Genomic DNA, 22,022 nt, shown 5'->3' on the forward strand with positions numbered 1-22,022 from the left:
AGCGGGTTGTATCCCGCGATTGAGAGTCCGCATCCCCGGACGAAGCCGGGTCGTACGAGCGGGGTGTATTGGCGATTAACTCGGCCTTAAAGATTTCTTGCGTCCACTAGCATGGCGTTCGCGGTATTCGGTATCAATGTATCGGTCTGTGGTCGCCATGCTGGCGTGACCAGCGTCTTCTCGAACGTGTTCCTTCGGACGCACCTTAACATCTTCGGAAATACCCGTGTGGCGCAGCCAGTGGACAGTGGCTACACGTAAATCTTCGGCATCAGATTTCAAACCGTCGTCACACATGCGGTAATAGGCTTGATCGAAGCAATACTGCACGATATTGCGCACTTGGCGTGAACTGGTCATAGCACCTTGGCCACGATTTTTCGGGATCAACGAGGTTTGTTCAGCCACGGTCGGCAAGTCAGGCAGTTGTCTAAATCGGCGGTATCGTTTTAAAGCATTGAGCATTTCATCAGACACACTGACTAAGCGTTCTTTATTACCCTTCGATAAAACTTTAAACCACCAATTACCATCAGTGTCTTTGATAAAGTCGCCCATAATCGGAGCAGAACGCTCATCGGCTACCAACTCAGAAATACGCAGATACATGCCGAGTAGGGCGTTCATGATAAATAACGTACGTTCATGGGTGGCGGGATCTTCTTCTGCCATCAATTCCGCCGTTTCGATCACATAATCCCATTGCAAGTTTGAAATGCGGCGCACTTGGCGTCGGGTGACTTCTTTTTTAACAAACTTGCTCTTTTGACGGATCAGCGCCACAGGGTTCTGCTGTACCGCCTCTTCTTGCATTAAAAAGCCATAGTAGGACGACAAAATAGAGAAGGTGGCGCGAATGGCCGCTTGCGACAGATTGTAATGCTGCGAAAGCGGTACCTGCCCATTGCGGAAATCAAGTTTTGAGACATGGGCCACAAATGGACGCCATTCTTCATTCGGCACCCGTTCGCCCATTTTGTTTTTGAAACGGGCAACGTTCTTAGTTCCGATCCAGTCCTCTGGAGGCGTATTGCAGAAATGGATAAATTCTTCGATTTGATCCCGGCGCAAGGCCAACGCAGGGGAATCCACTACAAACCAAGACCAGAGTAATAAACGCTCCACTTCACGGCGATAAGAGTTAAAGGTCGCTTGTGAACCGTTGTAGCTATAGATAAAGCATAACGCTAGCTGCAGATCGCGTTGGTAATCGACTTTGCTTAATTGAGGGATGTCACTTTGCAATGGCCCAAGAATACTGTGGTACTGGGTAAACGGATTGGGTAAGTGCTCTAAGTTGTCGATTAATGGCAAAGGGGCAGACATTGCTTATTCCATAAATATATTAGCATCCAGTCACTTTCTGTACGACCCGACTCCGTTCGGGGAAGCAAGCCTTCAATCGCGGGATGGAACCCGCTCGTACGACCCGACTCCGTTCGGGGAAGCAAGCCTTCAATCGCGGGATGGAACCCGCTCGTACGACCCGACTCCGTTCGGGGAAGTAAGCTTCAATCGCGGGATGCAACCCGCTCGTACGACCCAATTTGATCGGGGATAAAGTTACTTAATCGCCATCAGGAGATGGCTCGTACGAGTGAAGTTTATCAGCATTTATGCGGTGATTTGCTCAAACAACTCAAAATAAGTTGGGAAGGTCTTAGATGTACAACCAGGATCGTTGATGGTTACTGGTGTATCAGAGAAAGCCACCAATGAGAAGCACATAGCAATACGGTGGTCGTTGTAAGTATCGATCGCAGCGTGTTGCAATGTTTCTACAGGTGTTACTGTGATGAAGTCTTCACCTTCTACTACATCGGCACCTAGCTTTTTCAGCTCAGTCGCCATGGCGTATAAACGGTCCGTTTCTTTTACGCGCCAGTTGTAGATATTGCGAATGGTCGTTGGACCTTTAGCAAATAGAGCCGTCGTCGCAATGGTCATAGCCGCATCTGGAATGTGGTTCATGTCCATATCGATGCCATTTAGCTCGCCACGCTCAGATTCAATCCACGTTGGGCCGTAAGTGATTTTGGCACCCATTTTTGCTAGAACGTCAGCAAATTTCACGTCACCTTGTACGCTGTCTGAGCCCACACCGTGTACTTTGATTTTACCGCCAGCGATGGCGGCTGCCGCAAGGAAATAAGAGGCAGATGATGCATCACCTTCGACCATAATTTCGCCAGGGCTTTGGTAAGTTTGATTACCCTTAATCACAAACGCTTGGTAATTCTGGTTCTCAACGTCGACACCGAATTGCTTCATCACGTGCAGGGTAATGTCGATGTAAGGCTTAGACACCAGCTCGCCATCTACCTTAATCGTCAGATCACCTTTTGCTAACGGTGCGCTCATAAGTAGCGCAGTTAGGAATTGGCTAGAGATATTCCCCTTGATAGAAACTTCACCACCTTGGATACCGTTGGCTTTGATCAAAAGAGGTGGGTAGTTCTTGTTACCTTGATATTGAACGTCTACACCCAGCTCTTGCAATGCATCGACAAGATCGCCAATTGGGCGCTCGTGCATGCGCGGCTCGCCGTGTAGGTGATATTCACCCGTACCTAAACACAAAGCTGCCGCCAATGGGCGCATTGCAGTGCCTGCGTTACCTAGGAAAAGGTCGGCTTTCTCGACATTAATTGGACCACCAAGGCCTTCTAAAATACAGGTGCGACCTTCGTCTTGTAGCTCATACTTAACACCCATAGTTTTAAGAGCGTTAAGCATATGACGAATGTCGTCGCTGTCTAACAGGTTAGTGATTTTGGTGGTGCCTTGGGCAAGAGTGGCTAATAACAAAATGCGGTTAGATAAGCTTTTTGAGCCAGGGATTTGAATTTCGCCGTTAGCGCTTTGAAGAGGGCCTAGAGTAATGGAATTCATCGACTTTTCCGTAAATACGCTATCTTTCTCTATAAAAGGAAGACAGGTTCGTTATTTTCTTACATTTTATGCGTACCATACGTTTACTCAGAGCGAACTGCAATAGTTTTGCTTAGGGATCTTTTAGATCGTTTAATAATTAAGCAAGGCACTGATTCAATTACGTTTAGGTGGGTTGTGATTGCGTAAAGATTGGTAAGCACACTCTTATCAATCCCGAGTTCTACTTGTAGTATCAGTGAAAAGAAACCTTCTAGCCAAAAGTCGTTTCAACACCATTTAAATTGCTTAATTAAGGAGCAACTAATGACATCATTGTTCAACGCTAAAGTCTGTGCACTGGCTCTAGGAGCTGCTTTAATTTCCCAAGCAGCGTTTGCGCTTGAGGCACCAACAGGCCGAGTTATCCTAACGGTAATGGGCAACATCACTGAAACCAACAGTGAACAAGGTGCACAATTTGATCGTGCTATGCTAATGGCGCTTGGCGCAGAGGAATTAACCACTGAAACTCCTTGGACTGAGGGTATTAACACCTTTACAGGTCCGCGTTTGTCTGCCTTACTCGCTGCAGTGGGTGCACCAAAAGAAAGCACACTAGCCGTCACGGCACTGAACGACTACAGTGCTAACTTACCTGCACAAGATGCGTACGATCACAATATTATGCTAGCAATGGATATGAATGGCGAACGCATGTCGGTGCGTGATAAAGGGCCGATTTTTGTTCTATATCCATTCGCTGAAGATCCTTCTCTAAATAATGAAGTGATCCATAACCGTTCTGTTTGGCAGGTGAAATCCATTACCGTCAATTGAGACTAATTAATGCAGTCAGTTTTTAAGTTTAAGTACGGACGCTTTATTGGCGTTTTAGTTGGAACAGCGGCCATCTTTCTGGTGACCGTTGTTTTGCTTTATGTACAGCTCTTAGATAGGCAGGAAGCCTTGTTGTCTGCAGCCGAAGAGGACGCTCTCTGGGCGTCCTATCAATTGGACAGGGAAGCGCTTAAATTCCGCAATTCAGTGCGACTTTTAGTTGACTCTAACAGCGACACGCAGCGCTTAGATCGCCTCGATGAAGCGCAGTTACGCTTTGATATTCTCTACAGCCGTTTAAATATCATTTCGGCGGGGCAGTTGAAGGAACTGTTCAATCAGCTACCTGATGCGGACGCGACGCGACGCAGCATGCGCCAGCACTTAGACGTAATTGATGGGCTTCTGTTTGTAGATAATCCTAATCAAATTGATAAACAAAAAATTTCTGATCACGTTGAGCAATTATTGCAGATCACTGAATCTGTGGTGTTCAACGCCTTAGAGCGTCGCTCCGCCGAGAAAGTTAATGAACGCAAACAGATGGAAACCCTATACCGTTATCTAGGTGTTTTGGTCGGGGCATTAACCCTTATCATGTTGGTCATTATTGGCATGCTGTTCCGCCAAGTAATAATGAGCATCCGTTCTTATAGACAGACCAAAGAATTGGCTAACGAATTGCAAAGAACCGCTGAAGCAGCACAGGCGGCGACACGCGCGAAATCCGATTTCTTGGCCACTATGAGCCATGAGATCCGCACACCGATGAATGCCATTTTGGGTATGTCCCATTTAGTACTGGATTCGGACCTACAGCCGAAGCAGCGCAACTATATTACTAAGATCCAGAGCTCAGCCAATAATCTACTGTTAATCATTAATGACATTCTCGACTTCTCTAAAGTGGAGGCTGGCAAGTTACAACTTGAGTCAGCGCCATACCAACTGGATGATATTTTAGAGTACGCATACCAAATTTGTCGCACCTCAGCGGAAGACAAAGGTCTTCGCTTTACCGTGATGCGCGATTTTAATATTCCAGACACATTGCTGGGTGACGCGACACGCGTTAAGCAAGTGTTAGTAAACATCCTGGGGAACGCCGTTAAATTTACTCATCAAGGGGAGGTTGAGCTTCGCGTCTCCTTAGTTGATAACAAGTTGATTTTCCGTTTCAAAGATACCGGCATTGGTATTTCCTCAAATAACGATATCTTTGAAGGGTTCAGCCAAGCAGATACCAGCACTACTCGCCTTTATGGTGGCACCGGTCTTGGATTAGGCATCTGTAAGCGCCTTGTCGAATTAATGCAGGGCAGCATTCGCTTTGAAAGTGAAGTCGGCCAAGGTTCTACTTTTTTCGTTGAGTTGCCATTAATGAGTGCTCCTATACATGACAAGGCCCATAAACCTCATTTAGAGCTTTGTGTGCTACTCAATGATAATTTAATGATGCGTCAGCTGGCGAACTTACACATTCCTCATACTCTCGTGAGCACAGATCATGTAGCGCAGGAGGACCAATATTTAATTATCAGTGATCATTACTACTCCGAATTACAGCAAGAAGCGGAGCAACAGCTGCATAGCACTTTCGCAGGTCGAGTTTTGATTTTTGGCCGAAATCTTACCCATGAAAGCTTGTTTGCTTGGCGCAAATTGTGTCTTCTGACGCGCGCTAAACTGAATAGCTATATTGTGTCTCATCATGTGGTATCAGAGGACGTACCCGCTTCGCTAAATCGCTACCATGAGTGTGATAGCTTGCTCGGTCGTAAAATTCTACTGGCCGAAGACAACCCTGTTAACGCTGAGATTGCGTGTGCTTTGTTAGAGAAACTAGGCGTATTGGTCGTCGTCGCCAAGAATGGTGAAGAAGCCGTCCAAGCGGCAACGAACGAAGTATTTGACTTGGTGTTAATGGACGTACAAATGCCGATCATGGATGGTTATCAAGCTACAGAAGCGATCATCCACCGTCTGGGGGATGAGCATCCACCTATTTTAGCTTTAACGGCGGGTGCCTTGGACTCGGACCGTGAATTTGCTATGAGCTCCGGCATGAGCGATTTCCTCACTAAACCACTCGATCCTTTGTTGCTACTAAACAAGCTAGAAGAATGGCTGGTTGGGCATTCCGCTGACGAAGTCATCAGTGGTGAAGTGCAGTCTAAACGAGTGTTTGCGCCTGACATGGGGTTGTACCGCATTGGTGGTAACCAGCAGCGCTATCAGAGCATGCTGGAGCGCTTCTTAAAATTGCTGACGCCTTACACTAGCCAACGTAGTGACAACTTACCGATGACTTCATACGAGTTACACAGTATCAAGGGAAGTGCGGCGAATATCGGCGGTGAACGTTTTGCTGCAGAAGTCGCACAACTAGAACGAGATCTGGCCGAAGGTGGTAACAGTGGTGACAAGGAACACACGGTACAAATTGTCCGAGTAACCGAAGCCGCAGATGAGTTGGTGGCACAAATTACGGCGTATCTGGCAGCAAATCTCATATCAGAACCAGCGCCTTCCGACCAAGAGTCGCCTACCAGTGATTCTGGTGAGTTCATTCAAGCGCTTGATAAACTAATCTCGGACCTTGAAATGGGCATCGCTGATGTAAGCGAAACCTTGGATCCCCTGATCAGTAAAGTGTCGGTTGAACACGCCAGAGAGCTTGCCCGTGCAAGGGATAAAATTAACAACTACGACTACGATCTAGCCGTTGAACAACTGCAAAAACTTAAAGAAAAGCTCTAACTCTCAAGCTCTCCTAGCGATGCGCAATATGCCATGGTGTTTATGACATGTTTGATTTGAATTACCTAAATGAAGACGTCGATTCGTTTATACAAAACGACGGCCGAAAAAAAGTATTAGTGGTCGATGATCTGCCAGATAACATTGATATTCTGCGTACTATTTTACGCGACACCTACGAAGTGTTAGTCGCTAAAAGTGGCGCGATGGCATTAAAAATCCTAGAGAATCAGACACCAGATATTATCTTACTCGATATTATGATGCCGACGATGAATGGTTATGAGCTTTGTCAGTTAATCAAACAAGAGCCGAAAACCGCATCTATCCCGATTATCTTTATCTCTGCCATGACCTCGGCCGAGGACGAAGAAAAAGGCTTTGCTGCCGGCGCGGTGGATTACATTACCAAACCCATTACCCCAAGAACAACCTTGGCCCGTGTTGCTAGCCATTTGGCGCTTGCAAAGCAAAACAAGCTAAATCAGCTCATCATCGAACAAAGAACCGCACAATTAAAAGAAGCCTTATATGCAGCGGTGGATATGCTCAGTGAAGCAGGCACCTATAACGATGAATCGACCGGCTCACATATGTGGCGCATGGCGGATTACTGCTCTGTATTAGCGCGCGCGTTAGGTTGGAACGAAGACGATATAGAAAGTTTACATTTAGCGGCCCTGATGCATGACACCGGTAAGATTGGTATTCCAGATGAAATTCTAAAGGCTCCTAGAGAACTTACACCAGACGAATACGAAGTCATGATGCAGCATCCGATTATTGGCTCCAATATTTTAGGTAAGAGTAAATCGCCGCTGTTTCAGCTCGCTGCCAAAATCTCTCTTGGTCACCATGAAAAGTGGGACGGTAGTGGTTATCCGTATCACCTAAAAGGGGAAGAGATTCCTTTGTACGCACGTATCGTAGCGATTGCCGATGTGTTTGATGCGCTGACTATGGAAAGGCCATACAAAAAAGGCTGGACGCTGGATGAGGCTTATCAGCATTTACAAGACAATGCCGGCGTACATTTTGATCCAAATCTTGTACAACTATTTATTGAACAAGATGAATCGATTCGAGCGGTAAGAGATAAATGGGATAGGGCGTTTGCCGCCCATTAGGACTTAAAGAGATTTCGTACGAGCCATCTCATGATGGCGATTAAAACTGAATCCCCGATTGGAATCGGGTCGTACGAGACGAAATCAAATCGAACGAATTATCCGCAGCATTTCTTATATTTTTTACCTGAACCGCAAATACAAGGATCATTGCGACCCACCTTGGCTTCCTCTGGGGCAACGTAAGGCGTATGGCCTTGAATCTCATGCTCACCGGATACGTACACCCAAGCACCATCAATTTTTTCAAATAAAGAGCGTTCACTTAGGCGGCCAGTATTACTGCCTTCTTTAAAGTGCGCGGCAAACTCGACCATGCCAGTTTTGTCTTTCGGGCCACCGTCTTGAGTATTTAAAATCTCAAGTTTTACCCATTGAGTTTGACCGTTGCTGTCTTGAATATCATCAGCGACTTGCTCTGGTTCGTCTTGAAGCTTCTGGGTTGCCGCAATGTAATCAAATTTCTGTAGCGCAAAGGCGCAGTAACGAGAGCGCATCAGTGCTTCGGCTGTCGGAGCCGTACCAGGGTTATTGTGATACATGCCACAACACATTTCGTAATGGGTTTTAGAACCACATGGGCATTGAGCTGGGGTAGACATATCAATTCCTTCATCGCCAAGTGCTTGTTTAGGTGCGTATAATACCCATTTTACTAAAACCGAACAGGACTTATTTGTGAGCAACAGTGCGACCACCTCGTTTTTTTGGTACGACTTTGAAACCACGGGTGTAGACCCAGCAAAAGACAGACCAATGCAATTTGCAGGCATTCGCACCGATTTAGACTTCAACCCAATCGGTGAGCCCATTAATCTGTATTGCAAGCTGGCAGACGATGTTTTACCGCATCCAGATGCCTGCTTGTTAACCGGCATTACCCCGCAAGAGGCCATTCGAGAGGGTCTATGCGAAGCTGAGTTTATGGCCGCCATTGAAAAAGAGCTTGCTACACCAGGTACCTGTTCATTAGGTTACAACACCTTACGATTTGACGATGAAGTGGTTCGTCATGGCTTTTATCGTAACTTTATCGATCCTTACGCTCGCGAATGGCAAAACGGCTGTTCGCGTTGGGATGTGATTGATCTCATGCGTATGACTTATGCAATGCGTCCTGATGGCATTGAATGGCCGAAGAAAGATGACGGCACGAACTCGTTTAAATTGGAAGATCTCACTAAAGCCAATGGTATTGCCCATGAACAAGCGCACGATGCCTTATCCGATGTCTATGGCACCATTGCTATCGCTAAGCTGATCAAAGACAAGCAGCCGAAACTGTTCGATTATTACTTCTCCATGCGTGACAAGGGCTCTTTGCAACAATTTGTCGATCCCGTACGCATGAAGCCGTTTTTACATATCTCCGGCATGTTTGGTCAAGACAAGAAGTTCGCCGCTTTTGTCGCGCCACTGGCACCGCACCCGACCAATAAAAATGGCGTGGTAGTATTTGATTTGATGACGGATGCGCAACCACTGTTAGAGTTAAGTGCCGAAGAGATCCAGCGCCGTGTGTTTACCTCAAAAGAAGAACTGGGTGACATTGAGCGTTTACCGTTAAAAGTGATTCATTTGAATAAGTGTCCCGCCGTGGCGCCAGCGACTTTCTTGAAGGATGAAGCTGTGGTTTCGCGATTAGGACTCGACGGTGATACCTGTCGTAAAAACTTAGCCTTATTGCGCCAAGCGCCAGGGCTTGCGGCAAAGCTATCTCAGGTCTTTATGCAATCGTTTGATAAAATCGACAAAGACCCAGATTTGATGCTCTACAGCGGTGGTTTTTTCTCTCGTGATGACAAAGCTCGCATGGAAGAAATTCGCAGTACCCCAAGTGATATTTTAGGCGAGTTGGAAATGACCTTTGACGATCGTCGTTTACCTGAAATGTTTACCCGTTATCTTGCCCGAAACTACCCAGAACAAATGAACAGTCAACAGCGGGAAGAATGGGAAGAGCATCGACGTGTCAGATTGTTGCAAAAAGATGGAGGAGGCAGCCTCACTATGCAAGAATTTGAGAAACGCATTATGGAGCTGGCCAACGACGGGTCTTTATCAGATAGTAAACGCTTGATGTTACAGGACTTGGTGGATTACGCCCAAGGAATATACCCCTATTAATCAATAGGCCAAAGAACTAAGGAGAGCAGGGTAAATGAGTGAGTCACGAAGTACTACAACTTGGTTAGTCGGCATTGCAGCCTTCATTTTGATCATTGCGGGATTAAAAGAAGCGTCGCAAATCGTTGTGCCTTTTATGCTCTCCGTATTTATTGCCATCATTTGCTCGCCGTTACTCAGTACTTTTCGTCAGTACAAGGTGCCGGTTTGGCTCTCCATCGTCTTTATTGTTCTGATTATCCTAGCTTGTCTCGGCTCCGTTGGCTTATTGGTGGCCGCGTCGCTGGATAACTTTTCCCAGCAGCTACCTACCTATAGAGAGCGCTTTGGAACCGAGATGTCAGCTATCTTCCAACAGTTGAATAATCTTGGGCTCAACATTTCCTACCAACAGATACGAGGTTACGTGGATCCATCTTCATTGATGAACCTATTCACCAATACCTTAACCAGTCTAGGTAACGTGCTGACCAACGTTTTCCTAGTGATCATGATCGTGGTGTTTATCCTGCTCGAAGCGGCTGAGATTCCGAAAAAATTAAGCTATGCCCTGGGCGATGCGTCTAACTCCATGGAGAAAGTAGAACGCTTTATTGCCACAGTGAATCAATATCTGATGATCAAAACTCTGATCAGTATCGGCACAGGCCTGCTGATTGGTATTTGGGTATGGATTCTAGGGGTCGACTTCCCGATTCTTTGGGGTGTTTGTGCTTTCTTATTAAACTTCATTCCAAATATCGGTTCGATCATTGCCGCGATTCCTGCCATGTTTTTAGCCTTTGTTCAGCTAGGAAGCTTTGATGCGTTCTTAACAGGGATAGGCTTCTTAATGGTGAACCTAGTGATGGGGAACTTTATTGAGCCTAAATTTATGGGCAAGGGCGTTGGTTTGTCTCCCTTGGTCGTGTTCCTTTCTTTGATGCTATGGGGATGGGTATTCGGTCCGGTTGGGATGTTGTTGTCGATTCCGTTAACCATCATTGTAAAGTTTGCTCTAGAAGCCAATCCAAAAATGCGTTGGCTGGCAATTCTGCTAGACTCTAAAGCACATCCTTAAACACAGCTGGGTCGTACGAATGAAAAAAGCACAATTGCGTTGAATTGTGCTTTTTAGTAATTGATCTAGCCTTAGGGTTGTTTTTGCAGTAGAATGCGCGATTGATTTTTTTGGTGCGGATTCTCGCACGTCTCTTATCCTACTTAAAGGTTACCATCTACATGTCTGACGCTGATATTCAGCCTACTTTTGATTCTCTGGGTCTGGCCGCCCCAATTCTAAAAGCGGTAAGTGAACTAGGTTACGAACAACCCTCTGCCATTCAGGCGCAAAGTATTCCATTTTTGTTAGAAGGGCATGACCTTCTAGGTCAAGCGCAGACAGGTACGGGTAAGACGGCGGCATTCGCTCTGCCATTGCTATCTCGCATTGATGTAGCAAATAAAGCACCACAATTATTGGTGTTGGCGCCAACACGTGAGTTGGCAATTCAGGTTTCTGAAGCATTCCAGAGCTACGCTCGTTACATTCCAGACTTCCACGTACTACCGATTTACGGTGGTATGTCTTACGACTCTCAGCTTCGCCAACTTAAACGTGGCGCGCAGGTAGTGGTAGGTACGCCTGGTCGTGTTATGGACCACATTCGTCGTAAAACGCTGCAACTAGACGGCCTACAGGCATTAGTTCTAGACGAAGCAGATGAAATGCTACGTATGGGTTTCATCGACGACGTTGAGTGGATTCTTGAACACACACCTAAGTCACGCCAAATCGCATTGTTCTCAGCAACGATGCCTGCTGTGATTCGTAAAGTAGCGCAACAACATCTTAACGACCCGAAAGAAGTTAAGATCCAAACTAAGACGTCTACTGCTACGACGATTTCGCAAAAATACTGGCAAGTAAGCGGACTTCATAAGCTAGATGCGTTAACACGTATCCTAGAAATGAACGAACACGACGGTATGATCATCTTCGTTCGTACGAAGGCAGCGACTGTTGAACTTGCTGAGAAATTGACAGCACGTGGTCACGCTTGTGAAGCCCTAAACGGTGACATCAGCCAGAACCTACGTGAGCGTACAGTTGATCGCATTAAGAATGGTCAAATCGACATTCTAGTGGCAACGGACGTTGTGGCTCGTGGTCTAGACGTTGACCGTGTTAGCCACGTAGTAAACTACGACATTCCTTACGACACTGAGTCTTACGTACACCGTATCGGTCGTACTGGCCGTGCAGGTCGTTCAGGTACAGCGATCCTATTCGTAGGTCACCGCGAGCGTCGTATGCTACAACAGATCGAACGTGCGACACGTCAAACGATCGATCGTATGCAGCTACCAACAGCTGCTGATATTAACGAACAACGTGTGGCTCGTTTCAAACAGCGCATCACGGATACTATCGACAACGAAGATCTAGATTTCTTCATCGAGTTGATCGAAAGCTACCAGAAAGACAACGAAGTAGACCCAACTAAAGTGGCTGCGGCGTTGGCGTTCATGGCGCAAGGTAAGACTCCATTGCTACTTAAAGAAATGGAAATCAAGCCACGTGACCGTGACCGCGGTGATCGCCCAGAACGTGGTGATCGTGGCGACCGTCCAGAACGCGGTGATCGAGGTGACCGCGGTGCTCGTAAACCACGTAACATCAGCAAAGAAGCGATGCCACTGAAGGACGATCCATCTATCGAGATGAAACGTTACCTTCTTAAAGTGGGTTACCGTGACGGCGTTAAGCCAGGTAACATCGTTGGCGCGATTGCGAACGAAGCGAACTTGGACAGCCGCATGATCGGTCACATCGAGATCTTTGAAGATTTCGCAACCGTTGACCTACCAGCGGACATGAACAAGCAAGCCGTTGGCAAGCTAGCGAAGACACGCATTTGTGGTCAACGTTGTGATATCACAATTCTTGAAGATGCAGATGACAAAGTTTTCGAGCGTGAGCGTCCAGCGGGTGGTAACCGTCGTCGTCCAGGTAATGACCGTGGCGATCGCGGAGACCGAGGTGGTGATCGTGGCGAACGTAAACCACGTAGCTTTAGCAAGGACCGTAGTGATCGCGGAGATCGCAACGACCGTGGTGACCGTAAGCCACGCCCTCGCAATAAAGACTAATACCCTCAAAAAGCCGAGCAATGCTCGGCTTTTTATTGAAAAAAATTTGCGTACGACCCGATTCCAATCGGGGAAAAAGGTTTAACAGAAACACTATTTATAAAAGCAGGATTAGAGATGGATCAGATTACAATTATTCGTCCAGATGATTGGCATTTACACTTCCGTGATGGCGACATGTTAAAGGAAACCGTACCCGCGACCGCTCGTTGTTTCGCGCGTGCGATCGTAATGCCAAACTTAGTTCCACCTGTTATTAATGCAGAGTTAGCGGTAGCGTACCGCAGCCGTATCGAAGCAGCGATTCCTGCTGGTACAAACTTCACACCATTGATGACCATTTATCTAACAGATAAAACATCGGTTGAAGATATCCGTGCCGCCAAAGCTGCAGGCGTTGTCGCAGCCAAAATGTACCCAGCTGGTGCCACCACCAACTCTGATGCAGGCGTTAGTTCGCTTAATAGCCTTTACCCTGTATTTGAAGCACTAGCTGATGAAGGTATGCTGCTATTGGTACATGGTGAAGTGACACAAAAACACATCGATATTTTTGACCGCGAGAAAGAATTTATCGACCAGCACCTAGTGAACATCGTTGAGAAAATCCCTCATCTAAAAGTGGTTTTCGAGCACATCACCACCAAAGATGCGGCAGACTTTGTGATGTCTGCGCGTGATGGCGTTGCCGCAACCATTACCCCTCAGCATTTGATGTTGAACCGTAATGACATGCTAGATGGCGGTATTCGCCCACATAACTACTGTCTACCAGTATTGAAACGTGCCACTCACCAAGAAGCTTTGCGTGCTGCAGTGAAAACCGGTTCAAGTAAGTTTTTCCTAGGTACTGACTCAGCACCACACGCTCAACACCGCAAAGAATCAAGCTGTGGCTGCGCCGGTTGTTACAGTGCTTGGTCGGCAATCGAGCTTTACACACAAGTCTTTGATGAGCTGGATGCACTAGATAAATTAGAAGGCTTTGCGAGTTTACACGGTCCAGACTTCTACGGCCTAGAACGCAACACAGATACCATTACGCTAGTTCGTGATGAGTGGGTAGTGCCAGATTCGATTATGCTGCCAACTAATGAGCCGATTGTGCCTTTCTACGCTGGCCGTCAGGTTAATTGGAAGCTGAAAGCATAATTTTCAGAGAATATTAGATGTTTCAAAAGGAGGCTAAGCCTCCTTTTTTTATGGAAAAATCACTGATCTAGATTAAATAACTATGTAAAGTAACAAAGTTTGATCTATTAGCCTTAATTATGAAAAAAGCATATAAGCAAGGGCGCAACTAGAGCAAAATTAATACAGATTGGTATGATTGGCGCATTAATTAAAGCAAGACAGTTAGGCATGACGCGCTAACGTATTGTAAGTTTTTGGGGCAATGCTATGAAGAAATTATCAGCGTTATTTCTAACCGCCAATCTTCTCATCAGTGCGACTTTTCCTGTGGTAGCTCAGGCAGCCAGTGAAGTTAGCGTCGTGGCAAAAGATAAGATTATTGAAGTACATAAAAGCCCAACCTGCGGCTGTTGCGGTGGCTGGGTCAAACATATGGAAGAAAATGGTTTTAAACCCCACGTTAACCACCCACAGAATTTAACCGCGTTAAAGGATCAGATGGGGGTGCCTGCCAATGCCCGCTCTTGTCATACGGCCATTTCAGATCAAGGCTATATTTTTGAAGGACACGTTCCAGCAAAAATTATCAAACGATTCTTAGATAATCCACCAGCGGATGCCAAAGGGTTAGTGGTGCCGGCAATGCCAGTTGGCTCTCCTGGGATGGAATACAACAACGAGTTTATGCCTTACTCAGTATTGCTACTCAACCAAGATGGTACTGTGTCCCCATACGCTGAGATTAATTCGTCGGAAGATCAGTTTTAAACCAAAAAAAAGCCAGCTTGATTGCTGGCTTTTTTTCGCTCAAATCATTGGTAGAACCACCAAACACAGCCAGCAACCGTTAACGAAGTTGGCAGTGACAACATAATCATCAAGGCAATCTCATCTTTAGGGCCATTAAATTTGGTTGCTAACATATAGCTAATCACCGCAACAGACATGCTCATCAAGGTAATGACGGTGGCTTCTTGTACTGCAGTAAAGCCAAACCACGGCACAATCACACAAGCTACCGCGGCACCTATAACGGGTCTGAATATGGCGAATGAGCACGCTCGGTATACTTTACTGCGATCCGTTAAATTTAAACTGGCTAAGGATCTTCCCAATAACATCAACATAATGGGTAGGGTGATAGCACTCAGCATTTTAAGGGTATTCATAATCGGTTCAGGTAGTGTGATATCAAATGCTAGCGCAAGAACGCCTAACAATAACGCCACCACGGGACCATTTTGCAGCAATTGTTTGGGATGATAACTGCCAGACATAAAACCCACCCCCAAGGTAAAGTGGCTAACTTGAACCACAGAACTCACCACCACAGCGACCGCCAAACCTTCATTACCAAATAAAGCATAAGCCACAGGAATCCCTAAGTTCCCTGTATTAGGGTTCACCAACGGCGGCAAATAAAAGCGCAGCTCTAACTTGCAGGCTTTTAAAAATAAAACCGACACCAACGCCATAACCGCCAGACAGCTGATGGTCACCGCTACGATAGACAACATCCCACCTAGATCCATATCCATGTTCAGCACGGCGGATAGTAACAACGCAGGTAAGCCGACGTTTGATACCAGTGAACCTAACTGAGGGCTGTCTAAATAGGCCGTTTTCTTCGTCAGAAAGATACCTAACGCTGCCAATAAAATAATCGGCGTCAGAGCCGTAATGAAAGCTGAAATCATGACACGCCTTTAAAATTTATGATTTTTATCGCTGATGCTATCAGCTGGTACGACCCGATTACGTTCGGGGAAGGAATGTTTCAATCCTAGGATACAGCCCGCTCGTATAAAACGCTGAAGCTATAAGAATGAATTGTATTCTCAATGAGACTGCTTGTCTTGCCAGTGATTGACTAAAGTCTCTGAATCTATTTGACCTTTGTGTTACACATAGGTTTTACACTTAGGCTATCACCACATAAAAGGAGGCTGACATGAAGGTTAGTGAGCTTGCTAAGAAAGCCGATGTCACCGCGGAAACAGTTCGACACTACACCCGAGAAGGGCTGATCCGAGCAACACGTAATCCACACAATGGATACCAAGAATATGATGCGGAAGCACTGCAAAGGCTTCTTTTTATCCAACAGGCCCGTGAACTAGGTTTTAGCCTAAAACAAATTGCTGAGATTTTTGAGCAATCCGATTCAGGGGATTCTCCATGTCCCATGGTGCGCGATCTGCTGCGACAAAAAGTACCAGAAACCAAACGTCAAATTGCCCAGCTGCAGTCACATCTAGAGAAAATGGAAGCAGCGCTTGAAGCGTGGAACGAGATGGAAGACGGCGTTCCAAATGGGCACTCAATTTGCTGCTTAATCGAGGACTGGCAGAAAACCAGTTCATGCTGTGAGGGGAATGAAAATGACTGATCACACTCAACATAAATCCATTCATGAAGTGACTGGCATGTCTTGCCAAGGCTGCGTAAATAAAGCTCGTCAAAAGCTACAGAACTTAGATGAAAAGGCTGAGGTAACAGGCTTTCCTAAAGAAAACAGATTAGAGATCACGTCTACCCTAAGTAACGAACAAATTGCAGCGGCAGTAGAAGAGGCTGGTTATCACTATGTCGCTGAGATTATGCCTGAAGCCTTAGATTTCGAGTATCAAGTTCTCGGCATGTCATGCCAAGGTTGTGTGCGTAAAGTTAGAACAGCCATCCAAGCAATAGATGAGCACGCTCAAATAGAGGGGTTTCCTAATGAAGATCGTCTGCATGTGAAATCTGCTTTAACTCAGCAAGACATTGCTAAGGTAGTGACAGGAGCAGGTTATCAGTTTGTGGGCGTACATCCGAATACGACAGCGGAAATCGCTATAGAAACAAGTACCCCCTCGACAGAAGCCATTGCCTCAGTAGAAAGTGGACCACAAGAGGCTCAAGTCGCGACTCTAGCGGATAACAAGCAGGAGGCAATCCAGCTATCACTGAGCGGTATTACTTGTGCAGGGTGCGTTAACACTATTCAAAAGGCATTGGACAATGTTTTAGGTGTTACGCAAGCAGAAGTTAACTTTGCCAGTCGTACGGCACAAGTCCTAGGTGAGGCCAGTGTCGAACAACTGATTAAAGCGGTAACCGATGCAGGCTATGGGGCCACATTGATTGAGGATGCCAGTAAGGCTCAGGCTGAGCGCGCTCAAAAAGATCTAGAAGAATACCGTAACAAGCGTCGCTATGCTGCCTCGGGCTTAGCACTAGGGGTTCCCATGATGTTATGGGGATTATTAGGTGGCTCTATGCATGTCTCGACGTTGAACGAGCAACTGGCATGGGGAAGTGTAGGCATCCTTTCACTTATTGTGATGGTGTACGCAGGTCGTCATTACTACATCAGTGCTTGGAAAGCCTTCAAACATCGTCATAGCAATATGGACACCTTAATCGCCATCGGTACTGGCTCAGCTTGGTTATACTCCATGGCTGTGGTTTTGTTTCCAGAGTCCTTACCGAGCAATGCGCGTCATTTATATTTTGAAGCCAGTACTATGATTCTTGGTTTGATTAACCTAGGCCAAGCTTTAGAAGTACGAGCACGCGGCAAAACCAGTGAAGCGCTAAAAAGGCTGCTGGATCTGCGCCCCAGCAAAGCCACAGTGATTCGCAATGGAAAGTCCGAAACCGTTGATGTCAGCAGCATCCAGATTGATGAATTGATCCGCATTAAAGCGGGCGAAAAATTACCAGTAGATGGTGTTGTAACAGAAGGATCCGCTTCGATCGATGAATCTATGCTGACCGGCGAACCCATTCCGGTTGAGAAAAGCATCGGTAGCCAAGTCAGCGCGGGGACCATCAATGGCAATTCAAGCTTTCAATACCGAGCCACCAAAGTCGGTGGGGATACTTTACTAGCGCAAATTATTACCATGGTCGGCAACGCTCAGAACTCGAAACCACCGATCAGCCGTTTAGCGGATCAGGTATCGTCCATTTTTGTCCCCAGCGTGATGATCATCGCCATTGTAGCTGCGTTATTTTGGCTTAACCTTGGTCCTACGCCAGTAGCAGTAAATATGCTAGTCGCAGCGGTGTCGGTACTGATTATTGCTTGTCCGTGTGCACTGGGTTTGGCAACACCGATTTCAACCATGATTGGTGTCGGTAAAGCCGCAGAATACGGCGCCTTGATCCGTAACGGTGATGCGCTGCAGAAAGCCAGCGAGATTGACACCATTGTCTTAGACAAAACCGGCACCATTACCGAAGGTAAGCCCAAAGTTACTCAGAGTGAATGGTTCGCTATAGAGGAATCCGAAGCTAAAGCCATTATTCAGGCATTGGAAAGTGGAGCAAACCATCCACTGGCTCAAGCATTACTGTCCTTTAGTGAGAGTCAAAGCAGTAAGACTCATAAGCCTGAACAGTTTGAATCCATTACCGGACAAGGGGTAAAAGCATCCATTAATGGCACTACCTATTTATTGGGTAACGAGCAGCTCATTTTAGATCACCATCTTACCTTACCGAGTAGCCCGTTAGCGCAGGTGGTGGGTTCTCATGTATATCTTGCCAACACAAAGCAAGTATTGGGGCTCTGTGTGATTGAAGATGAAATCAAGGCAGGCTCTAAAGCTGCCATTGAGCATTTTCATAAAGCTGGCATTAAGGTGATCATGCTCACTGGTGACAATCCTGCCACGGCAAAAGCGGTAGCGGAGCAGGTCAACATTGATGTTTATAAGGCTCAGATGCGTCCACAGGATAAGCTGGATTACGTTAAACAACTGCAAAGCCAAGGCGCTGTGGTCGGCATGATTGGCGATGGTATCAATGATGCCCCAGCTTTAGCACAAGCTGATGTGGGCTTTGCCATGGGAGCAGGTACCGACGTGGCCATGGAAAGTGCTGACATTACCTTGATTCGTAATGATCTGAACAATGTGGCCAATGCGATCAGTATCAGTAAAGCCACGTTAACCAATATCAAACAGAATCTTTGGGGTGCATTCGGTTACAACACCTTAGGTATTCCATTGGCCGCAGGCGTGCTGTTTCCATTAACAGGTTGGTTACTAAGTCCTATTATTGCAGGAGCGGCCATGTCATTGTCTTCTGTCACCGTCGTACTTAACGCCAATCGATTACGTTTGTTTAAACCTACAGCGAAGAAGGAAGGTTAGTATGCATATGCTATTAAATTTACTTGGCATCTTGGCCATCAGCTTTATTGTTTGGTGGTTTTGGTTAGGCAAGAAATAGGTTGATCATATGACTGGATCAGCTTTTCAAAATAAGCTCACCCTTAAATTTACTGGCATTGATTCAGACAATGCCTCCTTGGTTGAGGAGGCATTGAAAGCGTATGAGGGTGTGCAGTTTGTACAGGTCAAGCTGTCGAAGTCTTCGATTCGATTTCATTACGAGGTACAGCTAACAACTTTAGAAGAACTACTGGATTTGTTAGCTGAATTCAAAGTTTGTAAATATAATCATGGCCTGTGGTGGAAGTGGCGTTGGCACATGGCCCGTCAAATTGAACGTAACATTCAAGATAACGCCGCTCATGTGCCACATTGCTGTGGTAAAGCGCCTGCTAGTGTGCGCCGCCGCTGATTTCAGCAGGTTTTAGATTAAGCTTAGCAATGAAAACAATCACGACTAAGGATAATGCTGCTACGAACGCGCCCACATAGCCGACAAAGCCAAGGCCAATATGGTCGATGGTTAAGCTGCCGACTAAAGCACCTGCACCAATACCTAGGTTGATGATGCCAGAGAACAAAGACATGATAATGTCAGAAGCACTGGCATCGATACCTAACACACGGGATTGCATGGCTAAGATTGTTAAGATCATTGCTGCACCCCAAATCACCGTAATCGTAATCAAGGCCGCCTGAGAAGTAACAGAGATGGCCATTACCGCCATACAAACCGTCATACCTAACGCGCTACCAATCATCAAAGGTGCACCGAATTTATCGCCAAAGCTACCAAATAAGGTACTACCAATAATGCCGGCACAACCAAACGTCAGCAGCAACACGGTAGTAAAACCACTTGATACGCCACCAAATTCGATCATAAATGGCTCAATATAGCTATAAGACGCGTAATGGGCGGTGAACATCAAGAACACGGCAAAATACATCACAAATAGGACTTTATTGGTAAAGACGGATTTCACCTTGGTTTTAAGATTGCTAGAAGTCAGACTCGGCAATTTTGGTAATAGGCGGAACACCGCAAGGGTAATAACTAAGGCCGCTAAGCCAATCACTTCAAAGGCCATGCGCCAGCCCATGTATTCGCCAATCAGACGACCCAATGGCACCCCCAGCACCATGGCCATACCTGTACCAGTTGCCAAGACACTTAAGGCAAAATTCATCTTGCCAGGTGGAGCCACGCGGATAGCAATGGAAGCCGTAATGGACCAGAACACAGCATGGGCAAAGGCCACACCGATACGGCTGATTAATAAGCTTTGGAAATCCCAAGCAAAGGCAGAAAAACCATGACTGATAATAAATACGGTACAGGTACCAAGTAATAACTGCTTACGCTCCATACGGCTGGTAATCAACATCATCGGTAACGACATTAATCCGACAATCCAAGCATAAATAGTCAACATCCAACCCGTTTGTGATGGAGTGATGTTAAAATCGTTGGAAATCCCAGTAAGTAAGCCAACAGGGACAAACTCTGACGTATTAAAGATAAAGGCGCAGAAGCCTAACGCAAGTACACGTAAATATTGTACGTATTTCGGCGTCGTTCCTGCTGGCGGTAACTGAGTCATACTTGTCCTAATTGAAGTATCGCAAAGGCATTCTATTCTTCATGTTCTCACAGGGATTAAAAGCTGCAATTATGGATCTTTTGAACAAGCTAGCTTTCTGATCACTTTGGTATGATTAAAACTGACGCACAATTATGAATGTAAGATTTCACGCTCTATGAGACTTTCCGGCCCACCCAATTTTGTCACTATCCGTCGCCAATTCGATTTCAAAAGTATTGAAATGGGGCAATGGGTCACGCCTGAAGAACGCGATCGTGCCGCTTTAAATTTCTACAACGCCTTAATGGATTTGATGAAGGTATTGAATGCTCCAGAAACGCTTATTTCCCTAAGAGGCAGTCTTGGCCTTCAATACGGAAAAGGAGGGCGTCCAGGGGTGTCTGCCCATTACATTCCCGCCATCAAGAAGTTATCACTGGCCAAAAATGCAGGTGCCGGCAGCTTGGCACACGAATGGTTTCATGCTTTCGACCATTATATGGGTGACAAGATGTTTCCGATTGCTGATCGCATGGCATTTGCTTCTAAAATGTGGCTTAACGACTATCCTTACGGGCCGCACACATTAAATACCTTGCTGGCGCAATGCTATGAAACCATTTTGTTATCGCCTGATGGCAAGCAACCCAGTGAGTTATTTATTGCCTCACAGAAAACCGATGAACGGCTGAACACTTTGTATTATTCCAAGCCTGAGGAAATGTGCGCGCGCGCATTTGAAGCCTTTATCGAAGACAGTGTACCAAACAGTCGTTTTTTAGTTCGAGGAACCTTAGGAACAGAGGAAGCCAAGCTAGGTTTGTACCCACATGGCGAACAGCGCTTGCTGATCAATGAGATGTTTCAGCAGTATTTTTCATTACTGGGAGAGGCATTACACAGAGAACAAAGGAAACTGGCTAACCAAGCCACTGGCGTTCACTAAACCAGTTTCCCATGCTGCATTAACTGTCCTTCAATGGCCTTTCAGGTGGTGGATTTTGCTCAGCATCGGAAGGATTTAACGGGCGAATACCAACCTCTGTGCGCACAAACCCAATGTCACGTAATACGTGGTTTTCTAAATGACCAAAAGTCTCATTTAAACGACGTTGTTCAAAGTACTGTTTTACTAGGTTCAACAAGGCAATAAAGCTCATAATCTAACTCCAAATTAAGGATGATCATGAGAATTTACGAGGTGGGGATTGAATCTTTGAGTTGACCGCGTAAATTCTCGCGATCAATGTGGTTAACAACACTAAACGCGAATGCCTAAG

18 protein-coding genes are annotated in these 22,022 nt (G+C 46.1%); 12 read left to right on the plus strand and 6 right to left on the minus strand.

Annotated features, from left to right (window positions below; translation table 11 throughout):
- Nucleotides 1-75 precede the first annotated feature (75 nt).
- Together ACOSVP_RS06815 and aroA are read right to left on the minus strand one after the other, a co-directional pair.
- Nucleotides 76-1,326 carry a tyrosine-type recombinase/integrase gene (locus ACOSVP_RS06815; RefSeq protein WP_487346743.1) on the minus strand — a complete coding sequence of 417 codons (1,251 nt, stop codon included), beginning with the start codon at nt 1,324-1,326 and terminating at the stop codon, nt 76-78.
- A 288-nt stretch (nt 1,327-1,614) separates the two neighbouring features.
- A complete protein-coding gene (aroA, locus tag ACOSVP_RS06820) occupies nt 1,615-2,892 on the minus strand; it encodes a 3-phosphoshikimate 1-carboxyvinyltransferase (RefSeq protein WP_487346744.1) in 1,278 nt (425 codons plus the stop codon).
- Between the two features lie 306 nt (nt 2,893-3,198).
- Here aroA and ACOSVP_RS06825 point away from each other — a divergent pair, with 306 nt between their 5' ends.
- Genes ACOSVP_RS06825 through ACOSVP_RS06835 form a run of 3 tightly spaced genes read left to right on the plus strand, consistent with a single transcriptional unit; the run spans nt 3,199 to nt 7,598 of the window.
- Nucleotides 3,199-3,711, plus strand: a complete 513-nt coding sequence (locus ACOSVP_RS06825; protein ID WP_487346745.1) for a putative pterin-binding protein — start codon at nt 3,199-3,201, stop codon at nt 3,709-3,711.
- A 9-nt stretch (nt 3,712-3,720) separates the two neighbouring features.
- Entirely contained in the window at nt 3,721-6,471 is a 2,751-nt protein-coding gene (locus tag ACOSVP_RS06830) for a hybrid sensor histidine kinase/response regulator (protein ID WP_487346746.1), read from the plus strand.
- A 47-nt stretch (nt 6,472-6,518) separates the two neighbouring features.
- Nucleotides 6,519-7,598, plus strand: coding sequence for an HD domain-containing phosphohydrolase (locus ACOSVP_RS06835; RefSeq protein ID WP_487346747.1), 1,080 nt, complete (start codon nt 6,519-6,521; stop codon nt 7,596-7,598).
- Between the two features lie 98 nt (nt 7,599-7,696).
- Here ACOSVP_RS06835 and ACOSVP_RS06840 read toward each other — a convergent pair whose 3' ends face one another.
- On the minus strand, nt 7,697-8,200 hold the full coding sequence (locus tag ACOSVP_RS06840) for a YchJ family protein (RefSeq protein WP_487346748.1): 504 nt from the start codon (nt 8,198-8,200) through the stop codon (nt 7,697-7,699).
- Between the two features lie 76 nt (nt 8,201-8,276).
- Here ACOSVP_RS06840 and sbcB point away from each other — a divergent pair, with 76 nt between their 5' ends.
- The 5 genes from sbcB to ACOSVP_RS06865 all read left to right on the plus strand — a co-directional run bounded on the left by sbcB (nt 8,277) and on the right by ACOSVP_RS06865 (nt 14,759).
- A complete protein-coding gene (gene sbcB / locus ACOSVP_RS06845; RefSeq protein WP_487346749.1) occupies nt 8,277-9,725 on the plus strand; it encodes an exodeoxyribonuclease I in 1,449 nt (482 codons plus the stop codon).
- 34 nt (nt 9,726-9,759) lie between these two features.
- A complete protein-coding gene (locus tag ACOSVP_RS06850) occupies nt 9,760-10,785 on the plus strand; it encodes an AI-2E family transporter (protein ID WP_487346750.1) in 1,026 nt (341 codons plus the stop codon).
- 161 nt (nt 10,786-10,946) lie between these two features.
- Nucleotides 10,947-12,857 (plus strand): DEAD/DEAH box helicase, encoded by a 1,911-nt coding sequence (locus ACOSVP_RS06855; protein WP_487346751.1) that lies wholly within the window; start codon nt 10,947-10,949, stop codon nt 12,855-12,857.
- Nucleotides 12,858-12,974: 117 nt separating this feature from the next.
- Nucleotides 12,975-14,009 (plus strand): dihydroorotase, encoded by a 1,035-nt coding sequence (pyrC, locus tag ACOSVP_RS06860; RefSeq protein WP_487346752.1) that lies wholly within the window; start codon nt 12,975-12,977, stop codon nt 14,007-14,009.
- 249 nt (nt 14,010-14,258) lie between these two features.
- Complete coding sequence (locus ACOSVP_RS06865) at nt 14,259-14,759, plus strand: DUF411 domain-containing protein (protein ID WP_487346753.1); 501 nt, start codon at nt 14,259-14,261, stop codon at nt 14,757-14,759.
- Between the two features lie 44 nt (nt 14,760-14,803).
- Here ACOSVP_RS06865 and ACOSVP_RS06870 read toward each other — a convergent pair whose 3' ends face one another.
- Nucleotides 14,804-15,688 carry an AEC family transporter gene (locus ACOSVP_RS06870; RefSeq protein WP_487346754.1) on the minus strand — a complete coding sequence of 295 codons (885 nt, stop codon included), beginning with the start codon at nt 15,686-15,688 and terminating at the stop codon, nt 14,804-14,806.
- 254 nt (nt 15,689-15,942) lie between these two features.
- Here ACOSVP_RS06870 and ACOSVP_RS06875 point away from each other — a divergent pair, with 254 nt between their 5' ends.
- The 3 genes from ACOSVP_RS06875 to ACOSVP_RS06885 all read left to right on the plus strand — a co-directional run bounded on the left by ACOSVP_RS06875 (nt 15,943) and on the right by ACOSVP_RS06885 (nt 19,568).
- Nucleotides 15,943-16,380, plus strand: coding sequence for a MerR family transcriptional regulator (locus ACOSVP_RS06875; protein ID WP_487346755.1), 438 nt, complete (start codon nt 15,943-15,945; stop codon nt 16,378-16,380).
- Entirely contained in the window at nt 16,373-19,135 is a 2,763-nt protein-coding gene (locus tag ACOSVP_RS06880; protein WP_487346756.1) for a heavy metal translocating P-type ATPase, read from the plus strand. The genes ACOSVP_RS06875 and ACOSVP_RS06880 overlap by 8 nt, the downstream gene beginning before the upstream one ends.
- 88 nt (nt 19,136-19,223) lie before the next feature.
- Complete coding sequence (locus ACOSVP_RS06885; protein ID WP_487346757.1) at nt 19,224-19,568, plus strand: hypothetical protein; 345 nt, start codon at nt 19,224-19,226, stop codon at nt 19,566-19,568.
- Here the strand turns inward: ACOSVP_RS06885 and ACOSVP_RS06890 are convergent.
- On the minus strand, nt 19,549-20,760 hold the full coding sequence (locus ACOSVP_RS06890; RefSeq protein ID WP_487346758.1) for a sugar transporter: 1,212 nt from the start codon (nt 20,758-20,760) through the stop codon (nt 19,549-19,551). The genes ACOSVP_RS06885 and ACOSVP_RS06890 overlap by 20 nt on opposite strands.
- A gap of 157 nt (nt 20,761-20,917) precedes the next feature.
- On the opposite strand from ACOSVP_RS06890, the gene ACOSVP_RS06895 reads away from it, so the two are divergent.
- Nucleotides 20,918-21,688, plus strand: coding sequence for a CLCA_X family protein (locus ACOSVP_RS06895; RefSeq protein ID WP_487346759.1), 771 nt, complete (start codon nt 20,918-20,920; stop codon nt 21,686-21,688).
- A gap of 19 nt (nt 21,689-21,707) precedes the next feature.
- Here the strand turns inward: ACOSVP_RS06895 and ACOSVP_RS06900 are convergent, their stop codons facing one another.
- The gene (locus tag ACOSVP_RS06900; RefSeq protein WP_487346760.1) at nt 21,708-21,902 is read right to left on the minus strand and encodes a hypothetical protein; all 195 of its coding nucleotides are present in this window, start codon (nt 21,900-21,902) and stop codon (nt 21,708-21,710) included.
- Nucleotides 21,903-22,022: the final 120 nt, after the last annotated feature.

It is taken from the genome of Marinomonas sp. HM11-D, assembly GCF_057626615.1.

Bases quoted from the DNA above. Each gene is read 5' to 3' on its own strand.
- ACOSVP_RS06880 (WP_487346756.1), top strand. From the start codon at position 16,373: ATGACTGATCACACTCAACATAAATCCATTCATGAAGTGACTGGCATG.
- ACOSVP_RS06830 (WP_487346746.1), top strand. From the start codon at position 3,721: ATGCAGTCAGTTTTTAAGTTTAAGTACGGACGCTTTATTGGCGTTTTA.
- ACOSVP_RS06850 (WP_487346750.1), top strand. From the start codon at position 9,760: ATGAGTGAGTCACGAAGTACTACAACTTGGTTAGTCGGCATTGCAGCC.
- ACOSVP_RS06895 (WP_487346759.1), top strand. From the start codon at position 20,918: ATGAGACTTTCCGGCCCACCCAATTTTGTCACTATCCGTCGCCAATTC.
- ACOSVP_RS06870 (WP_487346754.1), bottom strand. From the start codon at position 15,688: ATGATTTCAGCTTTCATTACGGCTCTGACGCCGATTATTTTATTGGCA.
- ACOSVP_RS06855 (WP_487346751.1), top strand. From the start codon at position 10,947: ATGTCTGACGCTGATATTCAGCCTACTTTTGATTCTCTGGGTCTGGCC.
- pyrC (WP_487346752.1), top strand. From the start codon at position 12,975: ATGGATCAGATTACAATTATTCGTCCAGATGATTGGCATTTACACTTC.
- aroA (WP_487346744.1), bottom strand. From the start codon at position 2,892: ATGAATTCCATTACTCTAGGCCCTCTTCAAAGCGCTAACGGCGAAATT.
- ACOSVP_RS06875 (WP_487346755.1), top strand. From the start codon at position 15,943: ATGAAGGTTAGTGAGCTTGCTAAGAAAGCCGATGTCACCGCGGAAACA.
- ACOSVP_RS06825 (WP_487346745.1), top strand. From the start codon at position 3,199: ATGACATCATTGTTCAACGCTAAAGTCTGTGCACTGGCTCTAGGAGCT.
- ACOSVP_RS06815 (WP_487346743.1), bottom strand. From the start codon at position 1,326: ATGTCTGCCCCTTTGCCATTAATCGACAACTTAGAGCACTTACCCAAT.
- ACOSVP_RS06865 (WP_487346753.1), top strand. From the start codon at position 14,259: ATGAAGAAATTATCAGCGTTATTTCTAACCGCCAATCTTCTCATCAGT.
- ACOSVP_RS06890 (WP_487346758.1), bottom strand. From the start codon at position 20,760: ATGACTCAGTTACCGCCAGCAGGAACGACGCCGAAATACGTACAATAT.
- ACOSVP_RS06840 (WP_487346748.1), bottom strand. From the start codon at position 8,200: ATGTCTACCCCAGCTCAATGCCCATGTGGTTCTAAAACCCATTACGAA.
- ACOSVP_RS06900 (WP_487346760.1), bottom strand. From the start codon at position 21,902: ATGAGCTTTATTGCCTTGTTGAACCTAGTAAAACAGTACTTTGAACAA.
- ACOSVP_RS06885 (WP_487346757.1), top strand. From the start codon at position 19,224: ATGACTGGATCAGCTTTTCAAAATAAGCTCACCCTTAAATTTACTGGC.
- ACOSVP_RS06835 (WP_487346747.1), top strand. From the start codon at position 6,519: ATGTTTGATTTGAATTACCTAAATGAAGACGTCGATTCGTTTATACAA.